Source organism: Enterobacter chuandaensis (assembly GCF_003594915.1).
GTDB lineage: Bacteria > Pseudomonadota > Gammaproteobacteria > Enterobacterales > Enterobacteriaceae > Enterobacter > Enterobacter chuandaensis.
In genome coordinates this window covers 47,046-72,933 of sequence record NZ_QZCS01000015.1, presented here as the reverse complement: position 1 = coordinate 72,933, position 25,888 = coordinate 47,046, and the positions used below count along the sequence as shown (strand labels likewise).

General features: G+C 56.9%; 27 protein-coding genes. 14 read left to right on the top strand and 13 right to left on the bottom strand.

What is annotated here, in order from left to right; all coding sequences use genetic code 11:
• Window positions 1–23 precede the first annotated feature (23 nt).
• Complete coding sequence (locus D5066_RS19285; protein WP_119916929.1) at window positions 24–2,450, top strand: fimbrial biogenesis usher protein; 2,427 nt, start codon at window positions 24–26, stop codon at window positions 2,448–2,450.
• The gene (locus D5066_RS19280; RefSeq protein WP_119916928.1) at window positions 2,441–3,040 is read left to right on the top strand and encodes a DUF1120 domain-containing protein; all 600 of its coding nucleotides are present in this window, start codon (window positions 2,441–2,443) and stop codon (window positions 3,038–3,040) included. Before D5066_RS19285 ends, D5066_RS19280 begins: the two co-directional genes overlap by 10 nt.
• Before the next feature lie 42 nt (window positions 3,041–3,082).
• Here D5066_RS19280 and D5066_RS19275 read toward each other — a convergent pair whose 3' ends face one another.
• Together D5066_RS19275 and D5066_RS19270 are read right to left on the bottom strand one after the other, a co-directional pair.
• Window positions 3,083–3,406 (bottom strand): AzlD domain-containing protein, encoded by a 324-nt coding sequence (locus D5066_RS19275; RefSeq protein ID WP_119916927.1) that lies wholly within the window; start codon window positions 3,404–3,406, stop codon window positions 3,083–3,085.
• A complete protein-coding gene (locus D5066_RS19270; protein WP_080330303.1) occupies window positions 3,406–4,065 on the bottom strand; it encodes an AzlC family ABC transporter permease in 660 nt (219 codons plus the stop codon). Before D5066_RS19270 ends, D5066_RS19275 begins: the two co-directional genes overlap by 1 nt.
• A gap of 103 nt (window positions 4,066–4,168) precedes the next feature.
• Here D5066_RS19270 and D5066_RS19265 point away from each other — a divergent pair, with 103 nt between their 5' ends.
• Window positions 4,169–4,717, top strand: a complete 549-nt coding sequence (locus tag D5066_RS19265; protein ID WP_119916926.1) for a helix-turn-helix domain-containing protein — start codon at window positions 4,169–4,171, stop codon at window positions 4,715–4,717.
• A gap of 44 nt (window positions 4,718–4,761) precedes the next feature.
• Here D5066_RS19265 and rhaM read toward each other — a convergent pair whose 3' ends face one another.
• Genes rhaM through rhaB form a run of 5 tightly spaced genes read right to left on the bottom strand, consistent with a single transcriptional unit; the run spans window position 4,762 to window position 9,855 of the window.
• Complete coding sequence (gene rhaM / locus D5066_RS19260) at window positions 4,762–5,076, bottom strand: L-rhamnose mutarotase (RefSeq protein WP_080330305.1); 315 nt, start codon at window positions 5,074–5,076, stop codon at window positions 4,762–4,764.
• Window positions 5,073–6,221: a lactaldehyde reductase gene (fucO, locus tag D5066_RS19255; protein ID WP_119916925.1), complete on the bottom strand. Its 1,149-nt coding sequence runs from the start codon at window positions 6,219–6,221 to the stop codon at window positions 5,073–5,075. Before fucO ends, rhaM begins: the two co-directional genes overlap by 4 nt.
• Window positions 6,222–6,251: 30 nt before the next feature.
• Entirely contained in the window at window positions 6,252–7,082 is an 831-nt protein-coding gene (gene rhaD, locus D5066_RS19250; protein ID WP_119916924.1) for a rhamnulose-1-phosphate aldolase, read from the bottom strand.
• Between the two features lie 47 nt (window positions 7,083–7,129).
• Entirely contained in the window at window positions 7,130–8,389 is a 1,260-nt protein-coding gene (gene rhaA / locus D5066_RS19245) for an L-rhamnose isomerase (protein WP_119916923.1), read from the bottom strand.
• Window positions 8,386–9,855, bottom strand: a complete 1,470-nt coding sequence (gene rhaB / locus D5066_RS19240; RefSeq protein WP_119916922.1) for a rhamnulokinase — start codon at window positions 9,853–9,855, stop codon at window positions 8,386–8,388. The genes rhaA and rhaB overlap by 4 nt, the downstream gene beginning before the upstream one ends.
• 301 nt (window positions 9,856–10,156) lie before the next feature.
• Between rhaB and rhaS the strand changes: the two genes are divergently transcribed.
• Window positions 10,157–10,993, top strand: a complete 837-nt coding sequence (gene rhaS / locus D5066_RS19230; RefSeq protein ID WP_080330310.1) for an HTH-type transcriptional activator RhaS — start codon at window positions 10,157–10,159, stop codon at window positions 10,991–10,993.
• A gap of 73 nt (window positions 10,994–11,066) precedes the next feature.
• Window positions 11,067–11,915 carry an HTH-type transcriptional activator RhaR gene (rhaR, locus tag D5066_RS19225; RefSeq protein ID WP_119916921.1) on the top strand — a complete coding sequence of 283 codons (849 nt, stop codon included), beginning with the start codon at window positions 11,067–11,069 and terminating at the stop codon, window positions 11,913–11,915.
• On the opposite strand, the gene rhaT is transcribed toward rhaR, so the two are convergent.
• Window positions 11,916–12,950, bottom strand: a complete 1,035-nt coding sequence (rhaT, locus tag D5066_RS19220; protein WP_119916920.1) for an L-rhamnose/proton symporter RhaT — start codon at window positions 12,948–12,950, stop codon at window positions 11,916–11,918. It abuts the gene before it with no gap.
• Window positions 12,951–13,238: 288 nt separating this feature from the next.
• Here rhaT and sodA point away from each other — a divergent pair, with 288 nt between their 5' ends.
• Both sodA and yiiM read left to right on the top strand, forming a co-directional pair.
• Window positions 13,239–13,859 carry a superoxide dismutase [Mn] gene (gene sodA, locus D5066_RS19215; protein ID WP_003861999.1) on the top strand — a complete coding sequence of 207 codons (621 nt, stop codon included), beginning with the start codon at window positions 13,239–13,241 and terminating at the stop codon, window positions 13,857–13,859.
• 66 nt (window positions 13,860–13,925) lie between these two features.
• A complete protein-coding gene (yiiM, locus tag D5066_RS19210; protein ID WP_119916919.1) occupies window positions 13,926–14,642 on the top strand; it encodes a 6-hydroxyaminopurine reductase in 717 nt (238 codons plus the stop codon).
• A 66-nt stretch (window positions 14,643–14,708) separates the two neighbouring features.
• Here yiiM and cpxA read toward each other — a convergent pair whose 3' ends face one another.
• Together cpxA and cpxR are read right to left on the bottom strand one after the other, a co-directional pair.
• Window positions 14,709–16,082, bottom strand: coding sequence for an envelope stress sensor histidine kinase CpxA (gene cpxA, locus D5066_RS19205; RefSeq protein ID WP_014885717.1), 1,374 nt, complete (start codon window positions 16,080–16,082; stop codon window positions 14,709–14,711).
• Complete coding sequence (cpxR, locus tag D5066_RS19200; RefSeq protein WP_006179159.1) at window positions 16,079–16,777, bottom strand: envelope stress response regulator transcription factor CpxR; 699 nt, start codon at window positions 16,775–16,777, stop codon at window positions 16,079–16,081. Before cpxR ends, cpxA begins: the two co-directional genes overlap by 4 nt.
• Before the next feature lie 150 nt (window positions 16,778–16,927).
• On the opposite strand from cpxR, the gene cpxP reads away from it, so the two are divergent.
• The 6 genes from cpxP to D5066_RS19170 all read left to right on the top strand — a co-directional run bounded on the left by cpxP (window position 16,928) and on the right by D5066_RS19170 (window position 23,055).
• Complete coding sequence (gene cpxP / locus D5066_RS19195) at window positions 16,928–17,434, top strand: cell-envelope stress modulator CpxP (RefSeq protein WP_080330314.1); 507 nt, start codon at window positions 16,928–16,930, stop codon at window positions 17,432–17,434.
• Window positions 17,435–17,587: 153 nt separating this feature from the next.
• Window positions 17,588–18,481, top strand: a complete 894-nt coding sequence (gene fieF, locus D5066_RS19190; RefSeq protein ID WP_119916918.1) for a CDF family cation-efflux transporter FieF — start codon at window positions 17,588–17,590, stop codon at window positions 18,479–18,481.
• 174 nt (window positions 18,482–18,655) lie between these two features.
• Window positions 18,656–19,618, top strand: coding sequence for a 6-phosphofructokinase (pfkA, locus tag D5066_RS19185; protein ID WP_028014852.1), 963 nt, complete (start codon window positions 18,656–18,658; stop codon window positions 19,616–19,618).
• A gap of 218 nt (window positions 19,619–19,836) precedes the next feature.
• Entirely contained in the window at window positions 19,837–20,826 is a 990-nt protein-coding gene (locus tag D5066_RS19180; protein WP_080330317.1) for a sulfate ABC transporter substrate-binding protein, read from the top strand.
• A 107-nt stretch (window positions 20,827–20,933) separates the two neighbouring features.
• Window positions 20,934–21,677, top strand: a complete 744-nt coding sequence (locus D5066_RS19175; protein WP_119916917.1) for a CDP-diacylglycerol diphosphatase — start codon at window positions 20,934–20,936, stop codon at window positions 21,675–21,677.
• Between the two features lie 73 nt (window positions 21,678–21,750).
• Window positions 21,751–23,055: an SLC13 family permease gene (locus D5066_RS19170; protein ID WP_119916916.1), complete on the top strand. Its 1,305-nt coding sequence runs from the start codon at window positions 21,751–21,753 to the stop codon at window positions 23,053–23,055.
• A 38-nt stretch (window positions 23,056–23,093) separates the two neighbouring features.
• Here D5066_RS19170 and tpiA read toward each other — a convergent pair whose 3' ends face one another.
• Together tpiA and D5066_RS19155 are read right to left on the bottom strand one after the other, a co-directional pair.
• Window positions 23,094–23,861: a triose-phosphate isomerase gene (gene tpiA / locus D5066_RS19165; protein ID WP_119916915.1), complete on the bottom strand. Its 768-nt coding sequence runs from the start codon at window positions 23,859–23,861 to the stop codon at window positions 23,094–23,096.
• Window positions 23,862–23,972: 111 nt separating this feature from the next.
• The gene (locus tag D5066_RS19155; protein WP_080330321.1) at window positions 23,973–24,569 is read right to left on the bottom strand and encodes a DUF1454 family protein; all 597 of its coding nucleotides are present in this window, start codon (window positions 24,567–24,569) and stop codon (window positions 23,973–23,975) included.
• A 112-nt stretch (window positions 24,570–24,681) separates the two neighbouring features.
• Here D5066_RS19155 and D5066_RS19150 point away from each other — a divergent pair, with 112 nt between their 5' ends.
• Complete coding sequence (locus tag D5066_RS19150) at window positions 24,682–25,101, top strand: DUF805 domain-containing protein (RefSeq protein ID WP_119916913.1); 420 nt, start codon at window positions 24,682–24,684, stop codon at window positions 25,099–25,101.
• On the opposite strand, the gene fpr is transcribed toward D5066_RS19150, so the two are convergent.
• Complete coding sequence (gene fpr, locus D5066_RS19145) at window positions 25,102–25,848, bottom strand: ferredoxin--NADP(+) reductase (protein ID WP_080330323.1); 747 nt, start codon at window positions 25,846–25,848, stop codon at window positions 25,102–25,104.
• Window positions 25,849–25,888 lie beyond the last annotated feature (40 nt).

Sequence of the window (25,888 nt, the reverse complement as noted above, 5' to 3'; positions counted from 1 at the left end):
AGCAAACATCACATGGAGTAGTTATGTTAAACGTTTCCTGTAAAAAGGGAATGCTTGCGTTTTGCCTTTCGGCGCTAGCTTTCAGTATTCGGGCTGAAGTAACCCCTATAGAAAATGAATCGATAGAATTGGCGAGAGCGATATTTGATACCGATGCATTAAAAAACCAAGGGTTAGATCCGGCGATTGCTGAATACTATTCCATGGCACCTCGTTTTGCTCCCGGCTATCATAACGTGACCGTGAATATTAACGGTAAGCAGCGTACTCTTATGCCGGTGAAATTTGATGAAGAAGGTACGCCCTGTATTGATGAGGACTTTCTGGAAAACGCGGGTCTGATTAAAAAAACCAGACGAGGCAACTGCCCAAAAATTCATCAGTACTGGTCCGGCTCGACGATCCAGTCTTCGCCGGATATCGAAGAAATATCGGTTGTGGTCCCGCCGGAAGCATTGGATCCCAATTTTGGGCGTCAGTTCGCGGAAGTCCGTGGCGGGCGTGCGGCGATGCTGAATTACTCCATGTTCGGCACCCATAACCAGTATGACGATGATAACGCAGATCGTTTCCAGTCTACCTTTGAACTGGGCTTTAACGCCGGGGACTGGATTGTACGCAGCACACAATTCATCAGCGACGGCAGCGACCAGAGCTTTGACGTTGAATCCCTTTATACCTACGCTCAGCGCACGTTCACCGATTATGGCGTGATGGTGCAGGGTGGCCAGATTAACGTGGCCAACAGCCGCTTCAGCATTCCGTCTATCTACGGAGTACAGATGATGCCGGATACCGCACTTTTGCCTCAGGCAGGGACCGGTGTGGAAGTCTCCGGTATCGCCCGTAACCCGCAGGCGCGCGTGGATATCCGCCAGGGCGGACAACTGATCTATTCAACGCTGGTACCGGCCGGGCCGTTTAATCTGGACGATGTGCCGCTGGCTAACCTCAACACCGACCTGAACGTGACGGTGACCGAGAGCGACGGCAGTGAAAACCACTTTACTGTTGCGGCGAGCACCTTCCGCAGCAACCACGTGGGCCGCGCACCGGGCTTTACCATGGCGGTAGGTCGCGTTGAAGACGACATGGATTCGCGCTTTGAAAATCCGTGGATCGTCTCCGCCAACAACGGCTGGTCCATTAACAAGCGCATGAATTTTCTTGCCGGTATGGTGATGGCGGATAACCACTATTACGGTTTCTCCGGCAACCTGGATACCGTCCCGATGCAGAACCTGTATGCCTCACTCGGTTTTCTGGCGTCGATAGATAACCAGTCGCAAACGGACGGCAACAAAACGACGCTCGACCTTGGCTATTCCTTGCCATGGGGGATCGGCATTTCGATGGGCGGCAGCTACGGCACGCCGGATTATCGCGAGATGACGGAGCTTTACGGTGATGACGACGACATGTCGCAAACGAAATACGACACCAACGTTGGCATCAACTGGTCCACTCCTGCCCTTGGCCGCTTCTCTCTCAGCTACTACCGCAATGAGAGCTGGAACAGCGAATACGACAGCCGCCGATTTATTACGTCATGGTCACAGAGCTTTAAATACTTCAACGTGAGCGTGAACTGGGAGTCTGACGTCAGCCGTAACGACGACAGCGATAACGACATGCTCTATGTGAATGTGTCGATCCCACTGGGACGTACGGGAGTGAATACCAGCTCCTGGTATCGTGAGAGTGAGGGGGACAGTTCCTGGGGCACGCGCGCGATGGGATCGCTCAACGATACGAACCAGTATATGGTTGGCGTCTCTCAGGACCATGACCAGAACACCACCAGCTGGGATACCTCGCTGAACAGCAATCTGCGTTATACCAACCTGGCGCTGGCGGCGGGAGGCGATAACGACAGCAACACGAACTATTCTGCGGCGCTGAGCGGCGGGATTGTGGCCCACGGCGATGGTGTGACCTTCTCGCCTTACCGCGTGGCGGATACGTATGCCATTGCCAAACTGGATAAACCGGTGGCAGGCATCGAGATTGGCACCGCGCGTGGCCCGGTGTGGACGGATAAATGGGGTCAGGCCGTGATCCCTTCTCTGTCACCGTTCCGCGAAAGCACCATTGAGGTCAACACGGAAAGTCTGCCGGGCAACCTCGATGTGAGAAACGGCAGGATAGCGATCAAGGCTTCACACGGTGCCGTGGCGAAGTGGGAGTTTGCAACGTTGAGCCAGCGCCGCGTGCTGTTGGCTATCAGCCGCCCGGACGGTACGCCGCTGCCGGAAGGTGTCTCCATTGTGGACGAAGCGGGTGAGTACGTCACGACGGCACCAGAAGATGGCGTGATCTTCCTTAACGATATCTCCGCCAACCAGCAGCTGTACGCGAAGCTGGATAAGGGGCGTTGTAAGCTGACGTATACCCTGCCAGAAGCGGAGCCGAATAAATTCTATGAAGAGGTGACAGGGAAATGTCTCTAAATAACATTCAGAAGTACGCGCTGACGATCGCGTTACTCTGCGGGGTGTCAGGGATACCGACGCTAGCGCACGCCGATGATGGTCAGTGTGAAATGATGTCTGCGGTAAAGACGGTCGACTATGGCCGCTACCGTAAAGAGGATATGCAAAAGGGATCGGCCGAGCATGTCGGCAAAGTCTATAACGGCTATGGCTCGGTCACGCGGGAGTTTCAGGTCTCGGTACTGTGTCCGGATACGCGCAAAATGCGTGTCTCCATCAGCGGGGCAGCCCGGCAGAATCTGGCGTATCGGTTTACGGATAGCGGTGCGATGAAGATCGCGTTTAAGGATGGACGGGTAGACGGCAACGCGGTGCAGCTGGCCGCGGTCGATATCGGGGCGGTTGCCGTTCAGGGTGGGGCATCCCAGGTGACGCTGCCGCCGGAGAAAGCGCTGGCGGCTGTTAACGGCACGGAAGTGGCGGGCCAGCAGTTCACCGCGACCATGATGGTCACGACCTATCTTTCAGAAAAAGCGTTCAGCGTGACCAACGCCACGGACTTTACCGAGACGCTGACGCTAAACGCGGACACCCTTCCTGCGCAATAAACCCTCTGATGCCCGGCAGACGCGTTCTGTCGGGCATTTCTCTTAGTGGATCCCCGCCAGGCGCAGCAGCGCCGTTACCACCGCCGCCGCCACGATCACCACAATTAATGGCATTTTGCGCCAGGCGAGAAACACAGCAAACGCCACGCCCAGCACGCGCGCCATGCCGGCGAAGTGTTCCCCTTCATAGAACGTTGTCGCCAGCGCGACGGAAAACAGCAAGACCGTTGCCGCGTCCGAAAGCAGCGCCTGAGAGCGTTCTGACAGCGCAAGCCGACTCCCCAGTTTCGCTCCGCCGAGCCGCATCAGATAGGTTCCTGCAGACAAAATAGCGATGCCGAGAATAAAGACCGTCATGTTCCCCATTATTTTTTCCTCGCAGCGAGACCGAGTAATGAGAGCAGCACCGGTAAGCCCACCGGGGCAAACGGTACGGCGGCCAGTGATAGCGCGGCGCCGCTGCAGGCGCGGATCAGGGTGGTACGGTTTTTAAACGCAGGTACCACTAACGCCAGTAAAATCGCCGGGAATACCGCATCCAGCCCGATGGTTTCCGGGTCCGGCAGCAGTTTGCCGACCATGGCACCCAGCAGCGCGCCCACCGGCCAGATAATCGCCACGCCTAAACCGCACAGCCAGTAAGCCGCTTTACGTTGCTCGGGCGTTTTTTGCGACAGGCCAAACACCACGCTTTCATCGTTCATGATGTGACAGCCCAGATAGCTCAACCCACGCTTGCCCACCAGTTCACGCACCGTCACGCCAAACGGCACATGGCGAGCGTTGACCAGCAAACCGGCCGCGGCTGCCGCCAGCGGGTTGCCGCCGCTTGCTACGATGCCGATAAACATAAATTCGGACGCGCCCGCCAGCACGGTGAGGGAGAGGACAAACGGCACCCACAGCGGGAAGCCGTAGGCCATCGCCAGTGAGCCATAGGACATCCCGACGACCCCAACCGCGAGGCAAACCAGGATGATTGCTTTTATCGTGTCGCCTTTCAGGCAGGAGAGATGATGCGTCATACATTTTTAGCCATATCGAACGGGTATCCATTATAATGAACGCAACAGAACTGTTTTTCAAGATGAACGATTCGTTCGATTTATAGAACAAAGAGGCCGTTTTATGACGCAGCCAATTAGCGTAATCGCCAAAAGTCTGGTGCGAGAACGCATGCGAACCGGACTTTCACTGGCGGAGATTGCCCGCCGTGCCGGGATCGCTAAATCCACCCTTTCCCAGCTGGAATCCGGCAACGGGAACCCGAGCCTGGAAACGCTATGGTCGCTTTGCGTGGCGCTGGATATTCCCTTTGCCCGCTTGCTGGAGCCGCAGCAGCCGACCACGCAGGTGATCCGCCGTGGTGAAGGCACGAAAGTGGTTGCCGGGCAGGCAAACTACGAAGCCATTTTGCTCGCCGCATGCCCGCCGGGCGCGCGCCGGGATGTCTACCTTCTGATGACCCAGCCAGGCGCCGATCGCATTTCCCAGCCGCATTCGCCTGGTGCAGTAGAGCATATTATTGTGACGCAGGGACGGGCCCTGGTTGGCCTGCTCGACGCGGCGGAAGAGCTGGCCGCCGGGGATTACATCTGCTACCCGGCCGACCAGCCGCACATCTTTAAGGCTCTGGAGCCAGACACGTATGCGCTGCTGGTGGCGGAACAAAACTAACAGGGATCCGGTATCCTCGCTGCAGGAGGACGCTGGCAACGTCTTCACGCCAGGTAAAACACCTCGTTCAGCTCGGTACTCACTGGGCTATTATCCAGGTTCGACGGCATGACATCACGCATGTGTTTCCACCAGCGCTGGCAGACGTCGGTATTCGCGACCGCGTTCCAGCGTTCCTCCGATTCAATCTCTACGGTAGCAAACAGCAGGCTACGTTCTCTGTCGAGATAAATGGCGTAGTGGTGCGCGCCGTGGTCTTTCAGCACCGCTTCCAGCTCTGGCCAGATAGGGTTATGGCGACGCGCGTACTCCTCATGGGCGTCCGGGTTGACCTGCATAACAAACGCTTTGCGGATCATAATGCCTCCAGATACAGCTCGCGGACCTCATCGCGGCTGGCGGTGCGCGGGTTGCATGGCGCGCACGGATCGGCGAGGGCTTTATCCAGCCAGCCCTCGATGTCCGCTTTGGTCACGCCGAGCTGGCTAAAGCCGGACGGAATGCCGACGCGGGCGCTCAGGTCGCGAATCGCCTGAATCGCTGACATGCTGGCGGCCTCGTCGCTCATCCCGCGCGTGTCGATGCCCATCGCCTGTGCCACACGGGCAAAACGTGCGACCGCGTTCGGGCGGTTAAAGTTTTCGATGATCGGCAGCAGGATGGCGTTGCACACGCCGTGCGGCAGGTTGTGCGTCGCACCCGGCTGGTGCGCCAGAGCATGCACAAGGCCGAGACCTGCGCTGTTGAACGCCATGCCCGCCAGATACTGACCAAACGCCATCTGCTCGCGTGCTTCCAGATTATGACCGTCGTCGACCGCTTTCGGCAGCCAGAGGTTAATCAGGCGAATCGCTTCCAGCGCGTTGGCGTCGGTCAGCGGGTGCGCGCCAACGGACACGTAGGCTTCAATGGCGTGGGTTAACGCATCCATACCGGTCGCAGCGGTCACCGGGGCGGGAATATCGAGCATCACGCTGGCATCGTCCACGGCAATATCCGGGATGATGTTCGGGTCGATAATCACCTCTTTCACCTGACGCGCGGCGTCGATGATGACCGCGTTGCTGGTCATCTCCGCCGCCGTGCCTGCGGTAGTGTTGATCGCCACCAGCGGCACGCCCGCGTTTTTCACCTTACCGACGCCGGAGTAATCGGTAGACGGGCCTGGATTAGCGGTGAGAATTTTAATCGCCTTGGCGGTATCAATCGGGCTGCCGCCGCCAAAGGCAATCACGTAATCACACTCCGCGTCCCGGTAAGCCGCAAATCCTTTTTGCACCAGCGCTTCCGTCGGGTTCGGAAACACCTCATCGAACAGGTGATACGATATTTGATGGGCGTCCAGCGCGAAAAACAGGCTGTCGAGCAGGCCCAGTTTCACCAGTTGGCCGTCGGTGACAATCAGCGCTTTGCCCCACTGCCTGGTCGCCACCAGGCTGACCATATCGCCGATTGCGCCCGCGCCATGCAGGCTAATTTTGGGAAGTGCCAACATAAAGCTCATGATAATTCTCCTTAACTATCGCCTGTGGCGTTACGCGTATAAATCCAGGGCTGATTGCATCGGGGTAACGCCAAAACGTTTGCCCAGCGCGATCAGCTCTTCCCGGGTGATGGTCTGCTTCATGCCGCCCATGGAGTAGACCTTCACCAGCACTTCCGCGGATTTCTCGGCGGTGTCGATCAGGCCGAAGGTTTCATCCAGCGTCGGACCGCTGCCGAAGACGCCGTGGAACGGCCACAGCACCAGCGAATGTTTTTGCATATCTTTGGCGGTCGCCTGGCCGATCTCGTCCGTACCCGGCACCATCCACGGCAGAATGCCGACGCCGTCCGGGAAGACCACCAGGCATTCGGTACTGCCTTCCCACAGCTTGCGGGTAAAGAAATCAGAATTATTTTCCAGCACGTAGGTCAGGGCGATCAGGTTAGTGGCGTGGCAGTGCATGATGACGCGGTCTTTGCCGTCAGTCGCCTTGATACGTTCGCAGTGGGAGAGGAAGTGCGCCGGCAGTTCAGAGGTGGGAACCGCTTCATCCGTTAGTCCCCAAAGGATGTGGTAGCCCGCGCCGTCGCTGTCTACCCTCACGACGCCGAGATTGGCCTGCGGGTCGAGCTGGACGTTGCGGAAAAACTTCCCGGAGCCGGTGACGATAAACGGTGTGTTGGCGAGCAGCGGCATCGGCTGGCTCAGCGCGATATAGCGCGGCTTCTGGTGGAAATCGGCGGCGAACGGTTCGATATCCGCGTCATCCAGGCGCAGCGTCAGGTTACCGCCGTTGCGCTCGTCCCAGCCCTTCAGCCAGGCGTCAGAGGTGGCTTTGATCATGCCCTGGACGAACCAGGAGGTGGTGATGGTCTGCATAATTTTCTTTTCCAGTTATCGTGGTGAGGGTTAGGGTGAGGGGCCAGTTACCCGCGTTTGCTTAACACGTCTTTCTCATACGCCCGCACGTTATCCAGCCACTGGCTGCCCGCAGGCGCATCGTGACGCTGGCAGTACATCTCCCATACCGCCTGCCACGGCAGGGATTTTTGCTCCTCCAGCAACGCCAGACGCGCGGTGTAGTCACCGTTAGCCTCCAGCTGTTTCAGCGCGGCGACAGGCTCCAGCAGCGCGCGCAGCAGCGCTTTCTTCATGTTGCGGGTGCCGATAACCCACGCCGCGATGCGGTTGATGGAGGCGTCAAAGAAGTCGAGGCCGATGTGCACGCGGTCAAACAGATCGTGACGGACGATCTCGCTGGCAATCGCCTGGGTTTCGTCATCCAGCAGCACCACGTGGTCGCTGTCCCAGCGCACCGGACGGCTGACGTGCAGCAGCAGACGCGGCACGTAGAGCATGGCGGCGGAAATTTTGTCGGAGATAACTTCCGTTGGGTGGAAGTGGCCTGCATCCAGGCACAGCGCGGTCTGGCGGCTGGTGGCATAACCCATGTAGAACTCGTTCGAGCCGACGGTGTAGCTTTCTGCGCCAATGCCGAACAGCTTGCTCTCCACCGCGTCGATGTGGTGCGTCGGGTCCAGCTTCTCGCTGATGGCTTCATCCAGCGCGGCCAGCAGGCGCTGGCGCGGGGCCAGACGGTCAACGGTGATGTCCTTCATGCCGTCCGGGATCCAGATATTCATCACCGACGGCGTGCCGAGCTGCTCGCCGAAATACGCCGAGACGCGGCGGCTGGCTTTGACATGGTCGATCCAGAACTGGCGGATTTCGTCGTTGGCGTGCGCAAGGGTAAACCCGTCGGCGCTCAGCGGGTGCGAGAAGCAGGACGGGTTAAAATCCAGACCCAGCCTGTTGGCTTTCGCCCACTCCACCCAGTTTTTAAAGTGCTCCGGTTTGATTGCGTTACGCGCCACCGGCTCGTCGGACTCCAGATAGATCGCGTGCAGGTTCAGGCGTTTTGGCCCCGGGATCAGGCTCAGCGCCAGTTCCAGATCCGCACGCAGTTCGGTGGCGTTGCGCGCTTTGCCCGGGTAGTTACCCGTTGCCTGAATGCCACCCGTCAGGGAACCGCCCGGATTCTCGAAACCGGCGACGTCATCACCCTGCCAGCAGTGCATAGAGACGGGCAGACGGTCGAGCTGGCGCAGTGCCTCTTCGACATCCACGCCGACGGCGGCGAAACGCTGTTTAGCCAGGTCCCAGGCTTGTTCAAGTTGAGTGGTCATGCGCAAAGCTCCTTAGTCAGTCGTTTTTGCAGAAACTGCGCCCGATAACGGGCAATTTCATGGCAGGGATGGGGGGTGAAAGTGGTCAGGCTGTTATTCGCCGTCACCACCGAACGGAAATCGTCGACGCTTGAAAGTTCGTCCAGGGTCATCAACTGAATGCCGATATTGCCGAGCGTGGAGGCTTCAATCGGACCAGCCACCACGGTAATGCCGCAGGCATCGGCGCAGAGCTGGTTCAGCAGTTGGTTCTGACAGCCGCCGCCCACGATATGCAGCTGGCTGAACGGTTTGCCGCGAAGGTCAGACAGTTCACTCAGAATGTCGGCATAGAGCAGGGCGAGACTGTCAAAAATGCAGCGCGCCAGCTCAGCGGGGCGGGAGGGTACGGGTTTTCCTGCTTCAAAACAGGCGGCCTGGATTTCGGCGCTCATATGCACCGGGTTAATAAAGCGGTCGTCGTTCGGGTTAATCAGGAAGGTGCAGGCCTTCAGCTTTTCGGTTTCCGCAATAAGCGCGGGCAGGTCGGTGATGTTCTGCTCTTTCAGCACCCGCTGGAGCAGCCACAGGCCCATGATGTTCTTCAGCACGCGGTAGCGTCCTTCGGCACCGCCTTCGTTGGTGATATTGGCGGCCAGCGCGGCGTCGCTGGTGTAGGGCGTTTTGCTCTCAAAGCCCATCAGCGACCAGGTACCGGAGGAGAGATAGGCCGCATCTTTGCTGGCGAGCGGCGAGGCAATGACCGCGCTCGCGGTGTCGTGACTGGCGACGGCGACAACAGGGATTTCATTCCCCTGCGGGCAAATCCACTGACCGATCACGTTGCCCGGATGGGTTGGCGCGCCGAACCAGGACGGCGAGGCGCCCGTCCAGGCCAGCAGGTGTTCATCCCAGTTATCGGTGTTGATATTGACCAGCTGCGTGGTGGTGGCGTTGGTGTATTCCCAGTTCATGTTGCCGGTCAGACGGTAGCTGAGGTAGTCCGGGATTAGCAGCGCATGCGCCACCTTTTCGACCAGCTCTGGCTGTTGCTCAACCAGCGCGCGCAGCTGGTACAGTGTGTTAAACGGCAGAAACTGAATGCCGCTGCGACCATAGATGTTCTCTTTGCCAAGCTGCGCGATGGCATGCGCCATCAGCCCATCGGTGCGGCTGTCGCGGTAGGAAACGGGCAGGCCGACGCGTTCGCCGTGACTGTCCAGCAGCACGTAATCCACGCCCCAGGTATCAATGCCAATACTGTCGATGCGAATGCCGTCTTCGCAGACATTGTGAAGTCCGGTGCGGATCTCCGCTTCCAGCGCATCAATATCCCAGGTAACAAAACCGTTCTGTTTTTGCAGACAATTGGCGAAACGGTGCATTTCGCGAAGCGTAAGGGTGTGCTGGTCGCAGTCCCAGGTGGCGAGCATTACACGGCCGCTGGATGCGCCTAAATCGACAGCCACACAATGGCGAAAAGTCATGGTCGGGTCCTTTCTTAAGTCATTAGCGAGGAGTGTAAGAAAGGAAAGAAATAGCCACCTTCTCGCCACTGACAGCCCAAATCTCGCGCTGGCAAGAAAGCAAAGGTGAACGTGAGGGAGTTCACAGTTCCCAGTAATGGCAGGGTTTGCAGGCAGTGTGACGCTGACCGCATTTCCCGATCTTTCCGCCTGTTTCTTGAAAAACCGACAGCTTTTGCGCGGTTTGCTGTCAAAAATTTAAGGTGAGCGTGGAAGGCCTTAATTACTATTTTGAGAACTTTTCTCATTGGTGGGGGCCGTTATGACCGTACTGCACAGCGTCGATTTTTTTCCTTCGGGAGCTTCTCCGGTCGCGATTGAGCCACGGCTTCCTCAGGCTGCGTTCCCGGAGCATCATCATGATTTTCATGAAATTGTGATTGTTGAGCACGGAACGGGCATCCACGTGTTTAACGGTCAGCCGTATACCATCAGCGGCGGTACGGTGTGCTTCGTGCGCGATCACGACAGGCACCTGTATGAACATACCGACAACCTGTGTCTGACCAATGTGCTCTATCGTTCCCCGGATGCGTTCCAGTTTCTCTCCGGGCTGAATCAGCTGTTGCCGCAGGAGAAGGACGGCCACTACCCGTCGCACTGGCGGGTGAATCAATCCACGTTGCAGCAGGTGCGTCAGCTGGTGAGCCAGATGGAGCAGAGCGAGGACGGGCAGGAGACGCACGCTATTGCCACCCGCGAGCTGCTGTTTATGCAGCTGCTGGTACTGCTGCGCCGCAGCAGCCTGGTGGAAGGGCTGAAAAATAACGACGCGCGTCTGAATCAGCTGATGGCCTGGCTGGAAGATCATTTCGCTGAAGATGTCTGCTGGGAAACGCTGGCGGACGACTTTTCGCTCTCGCTGCGCACGCTGCATCGTCAGCTCAAGCAGCATACCGGGCTCACGCCGCAACGTTACCTCAATCGTCTGCGTCTGATCAAAGCGCGACACCTTTTACGGCATACCGACGAAAGCGTTACGGATATCGCCTATCGCTGCGGTTTCGGCGACAGTAACCACTTTTCGACGCTGTTTCGCCGGGAGTTTAGCTGGTCGCCGCGCGATATCCGTCAGGGCAAGGACGCGTTGCTTCAGTAACGCGAGGGCAATCACCGTTTTCAGGCCGCAAAAAAGCTAATAATGTCCGGTTATCCGCCGTAGAGGTTGTGGTGTGGCCGCTCAGTTAATTCTTCGCAAAGATGATTTTTTTTCCTCCGCGAGTCAGGCCGTCGCGGTGGCCGACCGTTACCCGCAAAATGTCTTTGCCGAGCATACCCACGAGTTCTGCGAGCTGGTGCTGGTGTGGCGCGGCAATGGCTTACACATCCTCAACGACCGGCCCTACCGCATCACGCGTGGAGACCTGTTTTACATTCGTGCTGAAGACAAGCACTCCTACGCCTCGGTTAACGATCTGGTGTTGCAGAACGTCATCTACTGCCCTGACAGGCTCAAGCTGAATGTCGACTGGGCGGGCAACATCTCGGGCTTTCCTGGTACCAGAGGCGAACCGCACTGGCGTTTAAGCAGCAGTGGTATGGCTCAGGTGCGCCAGACCATTTCCCAGCTGGAGCAGGAGAGCCAGAAGAGCGATCCGGTGGCAAACCAGATGTCGGAGCTGCTTTTCGCCCAGCTGGTTATGACCCTCAAACGTCATCGTTACGCCACGGATAATCCCTCCGCCACCACGCAGGAAGCGCTGCTGGATAAGCTGATCGCCCGGCTTGCGGGCAGCCTGAATAAAAGCTTTGTGCTGGAGAAATTCTGCGAGCAGGAGCAGTGCAGCGAGCGCGCGCTGCGCCAGCAGTTCCGCACTCAAACGGGGATGACGGTAAACCAGTATCTGCGCCAGCTGCGCATCTGCCACGCCCAGTATCTGTTACAGCACACGGAGCTGATGGTAAGTGAAGTGGCGATGCGCTGCGGCTTTGAGGACAGTAACTACTTTTCGGTGGTGTTTAACCGCGAGGTGGCGATGACGCCGGTTCAGTGGCGTCATCGCAGTCGAAAAGCAGCGTAATCAGTTCGCCATGCCGAGGCCGACGATATTGGCCGCAATGATAATCACCACGCAGCCCAGGCTCAATACGCCAACCGGACGGCGCCCGGCATTGTTCCACTCCTTCAGCACCAACCCAACCAGCCCGCCGCACAGCACGTAGAAGCTCATGTGCAGCATCCAGCTCATATAGTCATACTGCGGCGGAATGCTGGCGTGGCCCCAGGCGTAGAAAAAGAATTGCAGATACCACATCAGGCCACCTAGCATCGACAACAGCACATTGGTGATGATCAAGGATTTTGCCAGTGAGAAATCGGCTTTTACCGACAAATCTTTCACTTTTGCCAGACGAATGAAGCAGAAGCCGAGGTTAACCAGCGCGCCGCCGCCCATGATCACCACGTAGCTTGGCAGGGCAACATACAGCGGGTCGACGCCCAGCGCCGCAGCGGCGTCGTGCATGGGTTTTGCAGCGTTCATCGCGAACGACATGCCCGCCGAGAAGATGCCGCACATCACTGCCAGCAGCAGCCCTTTCTTCAGATTAAAGTCCTCGGCTTTGATGCCCATCTTGCGCTCTTTTAGCTGGCCTGCGCGGGTGACGATCCCCACGCCGATCACCGCCACCAGCACGCCCAGCAGCGTCATTCGCCCGCCCCGGGTGTTGATCAGCACGTCGAAGTTGCCGTTGAGGATTGGCGTCATCAGGGTGCCGACGATCAGCGTAATGCCAATCGCGATACCAATACCCATCGACATGCCGAGATAGCGCATGGTCAGGCCGTAGTTGATATTGCCGATGCCCCACATCGCGCCGAACAGGAATACCGGCAGCAGGGTGGAGGCGTTGAAGGAGGAGAAGTAGCCCCAGAAATCGGGCAGCAGCATGGCGCTGATTGTCCACGGCAAAATCAGCCAGGAGACGGTACCGCCAACGGACCACATGGTTTCCCATGACCAGCCTTTCACCTTTTTGAACGGGGCATAGAAACAGGCTGCACTGGCTGCGCCTATTAAATGCCAGAAGATACCCATCGTAATCGCATGATTCATTTTTACGTCCTCATCGTTTTTATAGCCGGAGGCTTCCCCCCGACTTGATGAGTGTAAAAATTAGGCGGTTCAGGAACCTTCAGAAGGTTGCCGCACTTTTGTTCAGGATGGCAATCAGCACGTTAAGCGGGTGAGCAGACTCACAATTTTATCATTTATCAGAATCCTAATAACCTTATAAAAACTACGGCATTGATAATCATTTTCAATATCATTTAATTAACTATAATGAACCAACTGCTTACGCGGCATTAACAGCTGTGCCGCCCGACAATAATGGAGAGGATTATGAGTTATACACTGCCATCCCTGCCGTATGCCTACGACGCACTGGAACCGCATTTCGACAAGCAGACGATGGAAATCCATCACACTAAACACCACCAGACCTATGTGAACAACGCGAACGCCGCGCTAGAAAGCCTGCCAGAGTTCGCTAACCTGCCTGTTGAAGAGCTGATCACCAAACTGGACCAGCTGCCAGCAGATAAGAAAACCGTGCTGCGTAACAACGCGGGCGGTCACGCTAACCACAGCCTGTTCTGGAAAGGCCTGAAAACCGGCACCACCCTGCAGGGCGACCTGAAAGCGGCTATCGAGCGTGACTTCGGTTCTGTTGACAACTTCAAAGCGGAATTCGAAAAAGCCGCTGCAACCCGTTTCGGCTCTGGCTGGGCGTGGCTGGTTCTGAAAGGCGACAAGCTGGCGGTCGTTTCTACCGCTAACCAGGACTCCCCGCTGATGGGTGAAGCGATCTCTGGCGCATCCGGTTTCCCAATCCTGGGTCTGGACGTGTGGGAACACGCTTACTACCTGAAGTTCCAGAACCGTCGCCCTGACTACATCAAAGCGTTCTGGGATGTGGTGAACTGGGACGAAGCAGCAGCGCGTTTCGCCGCTAAAAAATAAGGTTGCATTGACGCCTGTGAGAAGCGAGTCTGATGACTCGCTTTTTTTGTATCTGAAGGAGTAGAGATGCATTACCCGGTGAATGTGTTTACAGGCAAGGTAAGGGAGTACGACGGCAGCCGACCGAGCGCCATCGCTAAAATTCAGGTCGACGGGGAGCTGACGTTAACCGACCTTGGGCTGGCGGGTGACCAGCAGGCCGAAAAGAAAATCCACGGCGGGCCCGAGCGCGCGCTGTGCCACTATCCTCGCGAGCACTATCAGCACTGGAAAGCCGAGTTTCCTGAGCAGGCGGAACTCTTCGTTGCCCCCGCGTTTGGCGAGAATCTTTCCACCGAAGGGCTCATCGAAAAGAACGTGTTTATCGGTGATATCTACCGCTGGGGCGATGCCCTGATTCAGGTAACCCAGCCGCGCTCGCCGTGCTTCAAGCTTAACTACCATTTCGGCATTCATGACATGTCGGCTCAGATGCAAAACGCGGGTAAAACCGGCTGGCTGTACCGCGTGGTGCTGGCAGGACAGGTGTCAGCGGACGCGCCGCTTGAGCTGGCGTCGCGCCTGAGCGATGTCTCTGTTTATGACGCCTGCGCCATTGCCTGGCATATGCCGTTTGACGACGAGCAGTATCACCGCCTGCTGTCTGCGGCGGGGTTATCGACAAGCTGGACCAGAACGATGCAGAAGCGGCGTTTAAGCGGCAAAATCGAGGATAATTCGCGGCGATTGTGGGGGAAGTTACTTCCCCGCACCCCGGCCCTCTCCCCAAAGGGGCGAGGGTGAAAAGACTGCACCGAGCCGTCCCCTCTCCCCTATGGGGAGAGGGTTAGGGTGAGGGGTAAGGAAGGGTTACGAACGCTTATACAACGGCAGCCACAGCGTTAACCGTAGTCCACCCAGCGGGCTGTCGTCGGCTTTCACCCAGCCACGGTGCTGCTGCATGGCGGTTTCAACAATCGCCAGACCCAGCCCCGTGCCGCCAGACTCGCGATCGCGCGCTTCGTCGGTACGGTAGAACGGACGGAAAATCTGCTCGCGGTCTTCCGGACTCACGCCCGGGCCGTCGTCATCGACAATGACGGTGATCCCGTCTTTATCCACCGAGAATGCCACCTCAATCTTCGTATGCGAGTAGCGCAGGGCGTTACGCACGATATTCTCCAGCGCGCTTTCCAGCGTGTTGGGGTTACCGTACAGCGGCCACGGTCCCGGCGGGAAGTTGACGGTGAACGATTTACCCATCTGTTCCGCTTCGAACGCCGCGTTGTCCAGCACCTCGTGCCACAGGTGATTGGCTTTCACCGTTTCGCTCACCAGCGCGTTTTTCTGCTGATTGCGCGACATCACCAGCAGATCGTTAATCATGCTGTCCAGACGGTGCGCTTCCGTTTCAATACGCTCCAGCTCTTTGCTTTCCCCGCTGCGGCGACGCAGCAGGGCGGTGCCCAGCTGCAAGCGCGTGAGCGGAGTGCGCAGTTCGTGGGAGATGTCCGACAGCAGGCGTTGCTGGGCAGTCATCATCCGATCCAGCGCGCTCACCATCTGGTTAAAACTCGTCCCTGCGGCAAGGAACTCCTGCGGTCCAGCTTCCAGTTCCGGGTGTTGTCGCAAATTACCCTGCGCCACTTCATCGGCGGCATTCTTCAGCTTACGCGCTGGTTTCGCCAGGCTCCACGCCAGCCATAACAGCAGCGGGGAACTGACCAGCATCGTGACAATCAGCAGCAGAAGCGGACGGTCAAACAGCAGGTTGATGAAGTCGGACTGGGAACTGCTCGCAGGGCGAATCAGATAGAGCTGGTAATTATCTTCCCCATCCCGTACCGAGAAAGGACCGACCATCTCTACCCGACCATATTTCTTCTTCTGTGGGTGATCGGCGTTATCCGCCTGGCCAATAAAGTTGCGGATAATCTGCATTTCATTGCGATCGGCCCCAATCACGCGGCCTTCGCTGGTCACCAGCAGCAGGCGTTGTCCGGGCGGCGCCCACTTGTCGATAGCGCGAAACAGCCTGCGCCACCACATTAAATCGTTCGGCGGATCGTTTGCCAGCTCCGCTTCCACGTGCTGCTCGATCATCACGCCCTGACGTTGCTCACTGTCGAGCAGCTCCGTCATCTGGCGTGAGTCGAGTTTTGGCAACATCAAAACGAGCATTAAAACCAGTGCCAGCGTTAGCCAGAAGATGGCGAAGATGCGGGCGGTTAAGCTGCCTATCATGAAGCGGAAACCATCAGATAACCGCGTCCACGCAGGGTTTTAAACCATGGGTGACCGTCTTTACGCTCCGGCAGCTTACGGCGCAGGTTAGAGATGTGCATGTCGATGGCGCGGTCAAACGGGGTAAGACGTTTGCCCAGCACTTCCTGGCTTAAATGTTCACGCGAAACGACCTGGCCGAGATGCTGCGCCAGCAGATACAGCAGGGTGAACTCGGTGCCGGTCAGTTCCAGCGTCTGGCCGTCAAAGCTCGCTTCCTGACGGCCCGGGTTCAGGCTCAGGGAGTCCACTTCCAGCGTTGGTGAGCTGTTGTCGGTATTCTGCTGCTGCTCGCTCCAGTGGGAACGACGCAGGATCGCGCGAATACGGGCCACCAGTTCACGGTCGTTGAACGGCTTCGGTAAATAGTCATCCGCACCCAGCTCAAGGCCGAGAACGCGGTCAAGTTCGCTGCCGCGAGCGGTCAGCATGATAACGGGGGTCTGGTGTGTCTGGCGAAGCTCTTTCAGCGTATCAATACCATTTTTCTTTGGCATCATTACGTCGAGCAAAAGTAGATCGATGCTGTCGTCAAGGAGACTCAGCGCCTGCTCGCCATCATGGGCAACCAGGACGTTGAAACCTTCCATGTCGAGCAACTCCTTTAAAAGGGATGTGAGCTCTCGGTCATCATCAACTAACAGGATTTTATTCATTGTTTAAATACCTCCGAGGCAGAAATTACGACATCAAGGCTATCTAATCCATGACTTTACGTTGTTTTACACCCCCTGACGCATGTTTGCAGCCTGAATCGTAGACTGTCTCTCGTTGAATCGCGACACGAAAGATTTTGGGAGCAAGTGATGCGCAAAGTTACCGCTGCCGTCATGGCCTCAACGCTGGCGTTCAGTGCGTTTAGCCAGGCTGCTGTAGCTATCATCGGCGATAACGGTTCCTCGCAAGAGGGCGCAACGCAGCACAGCAGCCAAAGCCATATGTTTGACGGCATAAGTTTAACCGAACATCAGCGTCAACAGATGCGAGATCTGATGCAGAGGGCACGACACGACCAGCCCCCTGTTAATGTTAGCGAAATGGAGACAATGCATCGCCTTGTCACCGCAGAAAATTTTGACGAAAGCGCTGTGCGCGCTCAGGCCGAAAAAATGGCACAGGAACAGGTTGCCCGCCAGGTAGAGATGGCGAAGGTCCGCAACCAGATGTTCCACCTGCTAACGCCCGAGCAGCAAGCGGTTTTGAATGCCAGACATCAGCAGCGTATGGACCAGCTGCGTGAGGTTGCACGGATGCAGCGAAGCTCAGAAACGACGTTTTTCAGTAGCAATAGCAGTACCCGTAGTAACCAGTAAACCCTGTTTTCCTTGCCATAGACACCATCCCTGTCTTCCCCCACATGATGTGGGGGTTTTTTTTGTCCCGCATTCTGATTCGTTAACCGTTTATTCATCCTTTGCCTCCCCATGCTTCCGTTATACTAGCGGCATGACATGACAGGAGCGTTTATGAATCAATCCTATGGAAGGCTGGTAAGCCGGGCCGCCATTGCGGCGACCGTCATGGCCACTGGCCTGCTGCTGATTAAAATCTTTGCCTGGTGGTATACCGGCTCGGTCAGTATTCTGGCGGCGCTGGTGGATTCACTGGTGGATATTGCCGCCTCGCTGACCAACCTGCTGGTGGTGCGCTACTCGCTGCAACCGGCGGATGAAGAGCATACGTTTGGTCACGGCAAAGCGGAGTCGCTCGCAGCGCTGGCGCAAAGTATGTTCATTTCTGGCTCCGCGCTGTTCCTGTTTTTGACTGGTATTCAGCACCTTATTTCGCCTTCGCCGATGAACAATCCCGGCGTTGGCGTGGTCGTCACGGTTATTGCACTTATAAGCACACTTGTTCTGGTAACGTTCCAGCGCTGGGTGGTTCGCAAAACGCAAAGCCAGGCCGTACGGGCGGATATGCTTCATTATCAATCTGATGTTATGATGAATGGGGCTATTCTTATTGCGCTCGGTCTGGCCTGGTATGGCTGGCATCGGGCCGATGCGTTGTTTGCGTTAGGGATTGGTATCTATATTTTATATAGCGCCTTACGGATGGGGTATGAAGCGGTGCAGTCACTGCTCGATCGCGCCCTCCCGGACTCAGAACGCAATGAAATTTTTTCTATCGTGACCTCCTGGCCCGGCGTCAGCGGTGCACACGATCTTCGAACGCGGCAGTCAGGGCCGACCCGCTTTATTCAGATTCACATTGAAATGGAAGACAACCTGCCACTGGTACAGGCTCACGTGATTGCTGAGCAGGTCGAGCAGGCGATTTTGCAGCGTTTTCCTGGTTCCGACGTCATCATTCACCAGGATCCCTGCTCGGTTGTACCCGGACATATTGGGCTTTCGTAATTCGTTGTAAAAAAGTGAGCCAGACCAGCATTTTGTGTATAAATTACCGCCATTTGGTCTGACCTGAATCAATTCAGCCAGAAGGGATTGATATACTATTTGCAGTATTCGTTGGTCGATAAGTTTCTTCCGGCAACAGATTTCAATTTTGCATTCCTAAGTTCAGAGGTAGTCATGATTAAGAAAATCGGTGTGTTGACAAGCGGCGGTGATGCGCCGGGCATGAACGCGGCAATTCGTGGGGTTGTCCGTGCAGCGCTGACGGAAGGTCTGGAAGTTTTTGGTATCTATGATGGTTACCTGGGTCTGTACGAAGACCGTATGGTTCAGCTCGACCGTTACAGCGTGTCTGACATGATCAACCGTGGCGGTACCTTCCTTGGGTCTGCGCGCTTCCCGGAATTCCGTGATGAACACATCCGTGAAGTGGCTATTGAGAACATGAAAAAACGTGGCCTGGACGCGCTGGTGGTCATCGGCGGTGACGGCTCGTACATGGGTGCAAAACGTCTGACCGAAATGGGCTTCCCGTGCATCGGCCTGCCGGGCACCATCGACAACGACATCAAAGGCACTGACTACACCATCGGTTACTTCACCGCGCTGGGCACCGTTGTGGAAGCCATTGACCGCCTGCGTGACACCTCTTCTTCTCACCAGCGTATCTCTATCGTTGAAGTGATGGGCCGTTACTGCGGTGACCTGACCCTGGCGGCGGCTATCGCCGGTGGCTGTGAGTTCGTGGTGGTTCCTGAAGTGGAGTTCAGCCGCGAAGATCTGGTTGCTGAAATCAAAGCCGGTATCGCGAAGGGTAAGAAACACGCGATTGTGGCGATCACCGAGCACATCTGTGACGTTGACGAGCTGGCGAAGTACATCGAAACTGAAACCAAACGCGAAACCCGTGCGACCGTACTGGGTCACATCCAGCGCGGCGGTTCCCCGGGCCCGTACGACCGTATCCTGGCCTCCCGTATGGGCGCGTACGCTATCGAGCTGCTGCTGCAGGGTCACGGCGGCCGTTGCGTCGGTATTCAGAACGAACAGCTGGTACACCATGACATCATCGACGCGATTGAAAACATGAAGCGTCCGTTCAAAGGTGACTGGCTGGACTGCGCGAAAAAACTGTACTGATCGGCGTTGGTATCGTGCCGGGTGGCGGCTTCGCCTTACCCGGCCTACAAAAACACGATCCGTAGGCCCGGTAAGCGAAGCGCCACCGGGCTTTTTTTGTGCGCATAACCCCCCTTTTTATTCCTGCACGTTATAGCCAATCTTTTTTTATTCTTTAATCATTGGTTCTCTTTCTGGCACGCTGCATTCATCAAAACACTACACAAGAGAGCTGGGCGATGAATAAATGGGGCGTGGGGTTAACATTATTGCTGGCATCGACCAGCGTTCTGGCAAAGGACATCCAGTTACTGAACGTGTCGTACGACCCGACGCGTGAGCTGTACGAGCAGTACAACAAAGCGTTTGCGGCCCACTGGAAGCAGGAAACCGGCGATAACGTGGTGGTTCGTCAGTCGCACGGTGGCTCCGGTAAGCAGGCGACGTCCGTCATCAACGGTATTGAAGCCGATGTGGTTACGCTGGCGCTGGCCTACGATGTCGACGCTATCGCCGAGCGTGGCCGTATCGACAAAAACTGGATCAAACGCCTGCCGGACAACTCTGCGCCATACACCTCGACCATCGTTTTCCTGGTGCGTAAAGGCAACCCGAAACAGATTAAGGACTGGAACGACCTGATCAAACCGGGCGTTTCTGTGATTACCCCGAACCCGAAAAGCTCCGGCGGCGCACGCTGGAACTACCTGGCAGCCTGGGGCTACGCGCTGCACCACAACAACGGCGATCAGGCGAAAGCACAGGAGTTCGTCAAATCCCTCTACAAAAATGTTGAAGTGCTGGACTCCGGCGCGCGTGGCGCAACCAACACCTTCGTCGAGCGCGGAATTGGCGATGTGCTGATTGCCTGGGAAAACGAAGCCCTGCTGGCGACCAACGAACTGGGTAAAGACAAGTTTGAGATCGTGACTCCGAGCGAATCCATCCTCGCCGAGCCGACCGTTTCCGTGGTCGATAAGGTCGTTGATAAGAAAGGAACCAAAGCGGTGGCGGAAGCCTACCTGAAGTATCTCTACTCGCCGGAGGGCCAGGAAATCGCGGCGAAGAACTTCTATCGTCCACGCGATGCGGCTGTCGCGAAGAAATACGATAGCGAATTCCCGAAACTGAAGCTCTTCACCATCGATGATGTGTTCGGCGGCTGGACGAAAGCGCAGAAAGAGCACTTCTCTAATGGCGGCACCTTCGACCAGATTAGCCAGCGCTAAAGGTTAGCAAACGACACGGCAACCCGGTGTGAGAAATCCACCGGGTTTTTTATTTGGTCATCATTTTGCGTTACTCTTTTGCCTCTATTAAAAACAGGGAACGCGTTGTGAAAAAAATTATCTTATTGATCCTGATTGTCATCGCCCTGGCCGCAGGCGGCGTGTACTGGATAAAAGCGGGTAATCCGAATGCATTGCGTCATATCGTTCTCGACCAGTGTCTGCCTAACCAGCAGCAACATCGTAACCCGGCACCCTGCGCGCAGGTGAAGCCTGACGCGGGCTATGTGGTATTTAAGGACCGCAACGGGCCGCTGCAGTATCTGCTGATGCCAACGTATCGCATCAACGGCACTGAAAGCCCGCTCCTGACCGAGTCTCACACGCCGAACTTCTTCTGGCTGGCGTGGCAGTCGCGCAGCTTTATGACCCTGAAGCGCGGCTCCGAGGTCCCGGACAGCGCCATTTCGCTGACGATTAACTCACCGACAGGCCGCACGCAGAACCATTTCCATATCCATATCTCCTGCCTGCGCCCGGATGTACGCGAGAAGCTCAACGCGGCGCAGGGAGAAATCAGCACCCAGTGGCTACCGTTCCCGGGCGGGCTGGAAGGGCATGAGTATCTTGCCCGTCGGGTGACGGAAAATGAGCTGGTCCAGCGCAGTCCGTTTATGATGCTGGCGGAAGAGTTGCCGGAAGCGCGCGACCATATGGGACGTTTCGCGCTGGCCATGGCCCAGCAGTCGGATGGTTCGTTTGTTTTGCTGGCGACCGAGCGTAACCTGCTCACGCTTAACCGCGCGTCAGCAGAGCAATTGCAGGATCATCAATGCGCTATCCTGAAGTAACCCCACCATAAATCGCGTTTACTCGGGCTGCCTGTCACCGTAGACTTGCTGAAAAATTCTACAGGAGACAGGTATGTCGCTCTGGTTAACGCATCCTCTGCTGCTGCCTTCATTGATTGTGGGCGTCACCATCGTGCTGTGGGCGACGTCGCTGTTGCCGGAATTTATCACCGCGCTGCTGTTCTTCACGGCGGCAATGGCTGCCAGAATCGCCCCGCCAGAGGTGATTTTTGGTGGTTTTGCCTCGTCGGCTTTCTGGCTGGTCTTCAGCGGCTTTGTGCTCGGCGTGGCGATCCGTAAAACCGGCCTGGCGGACAGGGCCGCCCGGGCGCTGTCGGCAAAGCTCACCGACTCCTGGGTGATGATGGTGGCGAGCGTGGTATTGCTCAGCTACGCGCTGGCGTTTGTGATGCCGTCGAACATGGGGCGTATTGCGCTGCTGATGCCCATTGTCGCGGCGATGGCAAAGCGCGCCGGTATCGCCGACGGCTCCCGCGCCTGGTTCGGACTTGCGCTGGCCGTCGGGTTCGGCACCTTCCAGCTCTCGGCCACTATTCTGCCCGCTAATGTGCCCAACCTGGTGATGAGCGGCGCGGCAGAAGGCTCGTACGGCATTCATCTGAACTATGTTCCGTATCTGCTGCTGCACACGCCGGTGCTCGGTATTCTCAAAGGCCTGATTTTGATTGGCCTCATCTGCTGGCTATTTCCCGGTAGCCCAAAACCGCCGAAGGAACTCATGCCGTCTGAACCCATGGGGCGGGACGAAAAGCGTCTTGCCTGGCTGCTGGCGGTGGTGTTAGTGATGTGGGTGACGGAGAGCTGGCACGGCGTAGGGCCCGCGTGGACGGGGCTGGCGGCGTCGATCATCGTCATGCTGCCGCGCGTGGGTTTCATTACCGGGGACGAATTTTCTGCCGGGGTGAACATGCGCACCTGTATCTACGTCGCGGGCATTCTTGGGCTGGCGATCGTCGTGACGCAAACGGGTATCGGGACGGCCGTGGGCGAGGCGCTGCTGCGCATTATGCCGCTGGATGCGGACAAACCGTTCACCAGTTTCCTGGCCCTGACCGGCATCACCACGGCGCTCAACTTCATTATGACCGCCAACGGCGTTCCGGCGCTGTATACCACGCTGGCGCAGAGCTTCTCGGACGCGACCGGTTTCCCGCTGCTGTCGGTGATTATGATTCAGGTGCTGGGCTATTCCACGCCGCTGCTGCCGTATCAGGCGTCGCCGATTGTGGTAGCGATGGGGTTAGGGAAAGTGCCTGCGAAGGCGGGGATGCTGCTCTGTCTGGCGCTGGCGATAGCGACGTATCTGGTGCTGCTGCCGCTGGATTATCTGTGGTTTAGTGTATTAGGTCGTTTGTAGCGGCGGGTAAGCGCAAGCGCCACCCGCCACAAAGGCCATTACGACTGTTTAGCCGCTTCTGCCGCTTTAACGATCACCGCGAAAGCGTCAGCTTTCAGGGATGCACCGCCAACCAGCGCGCCATCGATGTCTGGCTGGGTGAACAGCTCAGCAGCGTTGGACGCGTTTACGGAGCCGCCGTACTGGATGATCACTTGCTCAGCCACTTTCGCGTCAGCTTTAGCAATGTGGTCACGGATGAATTTGTGCACCGCCTGAGCCTGCGCAGGGGTAGCAGATTTGCCGGTACCGATCGCCCAGACTGGCTCGTAAGCGATAACCGCGCCTTCGAACGCTGCCGCGCCCTGCGTTTTCAGCACGGCGTCGATCTGACGTGCGCACACTTCTTCGGTTTTGCCCGCTTCGTTTTCCGCTTCGGTTTCACCGATGCACAGAACCGGGATCAGACCCTGCTCTTTCAGCACGGCGAATTTCTTCGCGATGAACTCGTCAGATTCTTTGTGGTAGGTGCGACGCTCGGAGTGGCCGATGATGATGTATTTCGCGCCGATATCTTTCAGCATTTCAGCGGAAGTTTCACCGGTGAACGCGCCAGACAGGTTAACGTCAACGTTCTGCGCGCCCAGCACGATGTGGCTGCCGTCAGCGGCACGTTTAGCCAGATCCAGGTACATATCCGGCGGAGCGATAGCAACCGCGCAGCCGGTCACGCCAGCCAGCTCTTTACGCAGGTTCGCAACCAGTTCGTTTACCATGTGGCGGCTGCCGTTCAGTTTCCAGTTACCCATCACTAAAGGATGTCGCATTTCAATTCTCCACGCTAAATAAGCGAATTAAGGAATATGGCCGCCCTGTCGGGCAGCATGGTCTGTGAATCAGTATAGAGATTTTCCCCTGAAAGGCTTTGCTTTTTGTCATTAATTCGCCCCGCCAAGGGTGTCAGATAGTGCCAGCTTAATCGGTTCAACAGCGAAGGTCAGTCCTTTTTCGCCGTTATCCGCCACCACATAGCGGATCGCGCCTTCGGTCGTGGCGTAGTACCGCTTGTTTTTACCGGCGGCCAGCAGTTTTTGCAGCTTTTGCTGGCTCTGCTTTTTCGTCAGCGCAGGCGTAAATGCCTGCAGCACCGCGCTCATGTAATCAAGCGCCTTCGATTTAGCGGCTTTCTGCTCTGGCCCCTGAATCGGTAGCCAGGTGATCTGCATGCTTTTGATTTTTAACGTACCGCGTTCGAGCGCCGTGGAGGCATACAAATTCTCGTTAATCTTGCTCGCAGCACGGGTCAGTGTAGGGGCATCGCGGGAGCTATCAATGGCGCGAAATTCATCCAGCGGCAGCGTTGGGTTGGCCTGATTGAAGGCTTCACGGAACTGGCTGATGGATTGATCGAAGGACGGCGCGCCCGCCAGCAAATACGGCGCGGTGGTGGGGGCCGCGGTGTCGGCGGCGTGCAGCGGAAAACCCGCGCCGAGCATCGCTAAACACAGGAAAAGAGAGTGTGCCGAACTTTTCATCAACATTGCCCCTGGCCGTAAGTGCTCATGATTAAAACGATATCTGGTCGGCTTGTCAAAAGGTCACAACTCCAGGGTAAAATGCGGGCTAAATGATAATAAGGAACCTTACATGACCATACAGCAGTGGCTGTTTTCATTCAAAGGGCGTATTGGACGCCGTGATTTCTGGGTATGGATGGTAACGTGGGTCGTCGCCATGCTGCTTCTGTTTTTCGTTGCTTACAACGCCTGGCTGAGCACGCAAACGGCGGCCTTCGCGCTGGTTTGCCTGCTATGGCCAACGGCGGCTGTCGTGGTGAAGCGCCTGCACGATCGCGGACGTTCCGGCGCGTGGGCATTTCTGATCGTACTGGCGTGGATGCTGGTGGCAGGGAACTGGTCGATGTTGCCGTCCATCCTGCCGTGGGTCGTGGGCAGGCTGCTGCCGTCGGTCATCTTCGTGATGATGATTGTCGATCTGGGCGCGTTTATCGGCACCCAGAGCGAAAACAAATACGGTAAAGACACCGTCGAGGTGAAATACCGCTGATCACCAGTAGTGTTCGGCGGTCATATGGCCCGGTCGGCGGCGAAGATGTTTCGTCATCTGCCGGGTATCCTTCAGAAGCTGCTGCGTGTCTCGGACCATCTGCGGGTTACCGCACAGCATGACGTGGCTGGTCTCGGCTGTCATCGGTAAGCCCACCGCTTCTTCCAGTGCGCCACTCTCAATTAACGCCGGTACGCGACCGGTAAGCGTTCCTGCTACGGTTTCGCGGCTGACTACCGTCTGAATCTTTAACTTTCCGCCGTACTGCTGTTCCAGCGCCTGCATCTGCGGGAGATAGCTTAAATCTGCGGCATAGCGCGCGGCGTGAACCAGCACGATGTTTTTAAAGCGCTCCAGATCCTTACCGTACTGCAAGATAGAGAGATACGGGCCGATGGCCGTGCCGGTCGCCAGCATCCAGAGGGTATCGCAATCCGGGATCTCTTCGAGCACAAAGAAACCTGCCGCTTCACTCACAATTTGCACATCGTCGCCGGGCTTAAGGGCGGCAAGACGCGGGCTCAACTTGCCGTCCGGGACGGTGACCAGATAGAACTCGAGGTCCGGGTTATCCGGCGCGTTAACGTAAGAATAGGCGCGCTGCACGCGCTCGCCGTCGACATCCAGCCCCAGCTTGGCAAATTGCCCGGCCTTAAACGGGTGCACGGGAGCATGCAGGGTGAGACTAAATAGCGCATCGGTCCAGAATTCTATCTTTGTGACTTTACCTGTTACCCAGTCCGCCATGATCTTCTCCTGTGCTGTTTCTCTGTTCTATCTTCCGTAC

What these genes read in the sequence shown, in the direction of transcription:
- D5066_RS19285 (WP_119916929.1), top strand. Translation starts at nt 24, where the DNA reads ATGTTAAACGTTTCCTGTAAAAAGGGAATGCTTGCGTTTTGCCTTTCG.
- D5066_RS19280 (WP_119916928.1), top strand. Translation starts at nt 2,441, where the DNA reads ATGTCTCTAAATAACATTCAGAAGTACGCGCTGACGATCGCGTTACTC.
- D5066_RS19275 (WP_119916927.1), bottom strand. Translation starts at nt 3,406, where the DNA reads ATGGGGAACATGACGGTCTTTATTCTCGGCATCGCTATTTTGTCTGCA.
- D5066_RS19270 (WP_080330303.1), bottom strand. Translation starts at nt 4,065, where the DNA reads ATGACGCATCATCTCTCCTGCCTGAAAGGCGACACGATAAAAGCAATC.
- D5066_RS19265 (WP_119916926.1), top strand. Translation starts at nt 4,169, where the DNA reads ATGACGCAGCCAATTAGCGTAATCGCCAAAAGTCTGGTGCGAGAACGC.
- rhaM (WP_080330305.1), bottom strand. Translation starts at nt 5,076, where the DNA reads ATGATCCGCAAAGCGTTTGTTATGCAGGTCAACCCGGACGCCCATGAG.
- fucO (WP_119916925.1), bottom strand. Translation starts at nt 6,221, where the DNA reads ATGAGCTTTATGTTGGCACTTCCCAAAATTAGCCTGCATGGCGCGGGC.
- rhaD (WP_119916924.1), bottom strand. Translation starts at nt 7,082, where the DNA reads ATGCAGACCATCACCACCTCCTGGTTCGTCCAGGGCATGATCAAAGCC.
- rhaA (WP_119916923.1), bottom strand. Translation starts at nt 8,389, where the DNA reads ATGACCACTCAACTTGAACAAGCCTGGGACCTGGCTAAACAGCGTTTC.
- rhaB (WP_119916922.1), bottom strand. Translation starts at nt 9,855, where the DNA reads ATGACTTTTCGCCATTGTGTGGCTGTCGATTTAGGCGCATCCAGCGGC.
- rhaS (WP_080330310.1), top strand. Translation starts at nt 10,157, where the DNA reads ATGACCGTACTGCACAGCGTCGATTTTTTTCCTTCGGGAGCTTCTCCG.
- rhaT (WP_119916920.1), bottom strand. Translation starts at nt 12,950, where the DNA reads ATGAATCATGCGATTACGATGGGTATCTTCTGGCATTTAATAGGCGCA.
- sodA (WP_003861999.1), top strand. Translation starts at nt 13,239, where the DNA reads ATGAGTTATACACTGCCATCCCTGCCGTATGCCTACGACGCACTGGAA.
- yiiM (WP_119916919.1), top strand. Translation starts at nt 13,926, where the DNA reads ATGCATTACCCGGTGAATGTGTTTACAGGCAAGGTAAGGGAGTACGAC.
- cpxA (WP_014885717.1), bottom strand. Translation starts at nt 16,082, where the DNA reads ATGATAGGCAGCTTAACCGCCCGCATCTTCGCCATCTTCTGGCTAACG.
- cpxR (WP_006179159.1), bottom strand. Translation starts at nt 16,777, where the DNA reads ATGAATAAAATCCTGTTAGTTGATGATGACCGAGAGCTCACATCCCTT.
- cpxP (WP_080330314.1), top strand. Translation starts at nt 16,928, where the DNA reads ATGCGCAAAGTTACCGCTGCCGTCATGGCCTCAACGCTGGCGTTCAGT.
- fieF (WP_119916918.1), top strand. Translation starts at nt 17,588, where the DNA reads ATGAATCAATCCTATGGAAGGCTGGTAAGCCGGGCCGCCATTGCGGCG.
- pfkA (WP_028014852.1), top strand. Translation starts at nt 18,656, where the DNA reads ATGATTAAGAAAATCGGTGTGTTGACAAGCGGCGGTGATGCGCCGGGC.
- D5066_RS19180 (WP_080330317.1), top strand. Translation starts at nt 19,837, where the DNA reads ATGAATAAATGGGGCGTGGGGTTAACATTATTGCTGGCATCGACCAGC.
- D5066_RS19170 (WP_119916916.1), top strand. Translation starts at nt 21,751, where the DNA reads ATGTCGCTCTGGTTAACGCATCCTCTGCTGCTGCCTTCATTGATTGTG.
- tpiA (WP_119916915.1), bottom strand. Translation starts at nt 23,861, where the DNA reads ATGCGACATCCTTTAGTGATGGGTAACTGGAAACTGAACGGCAGCCGC.
- D5066_RS19155 (WP_080330321.1), bottom strand. Translation starts at nt 24,569, where the DNA reads ATGAAAAGTTCGGCACACTCTCTTTTCCTGTGTTTAGCGATGCTCGGC.
- D5066_RS19150 (WP_119916913.1), top strand. Translation starts at nt 24,682, where the DNA reads ATGACCATACAGCAGTGGCTGTTTTCATTCAAAGGGCGTATTGGACGC.
- fpr (WP_080330323.1), bottom strand. Translation starts at nt 25,848, where the DNA reads ATGGCGGACTGGGTAACAGGTAAAGTCACAAAGATAGAATTCTGGACC.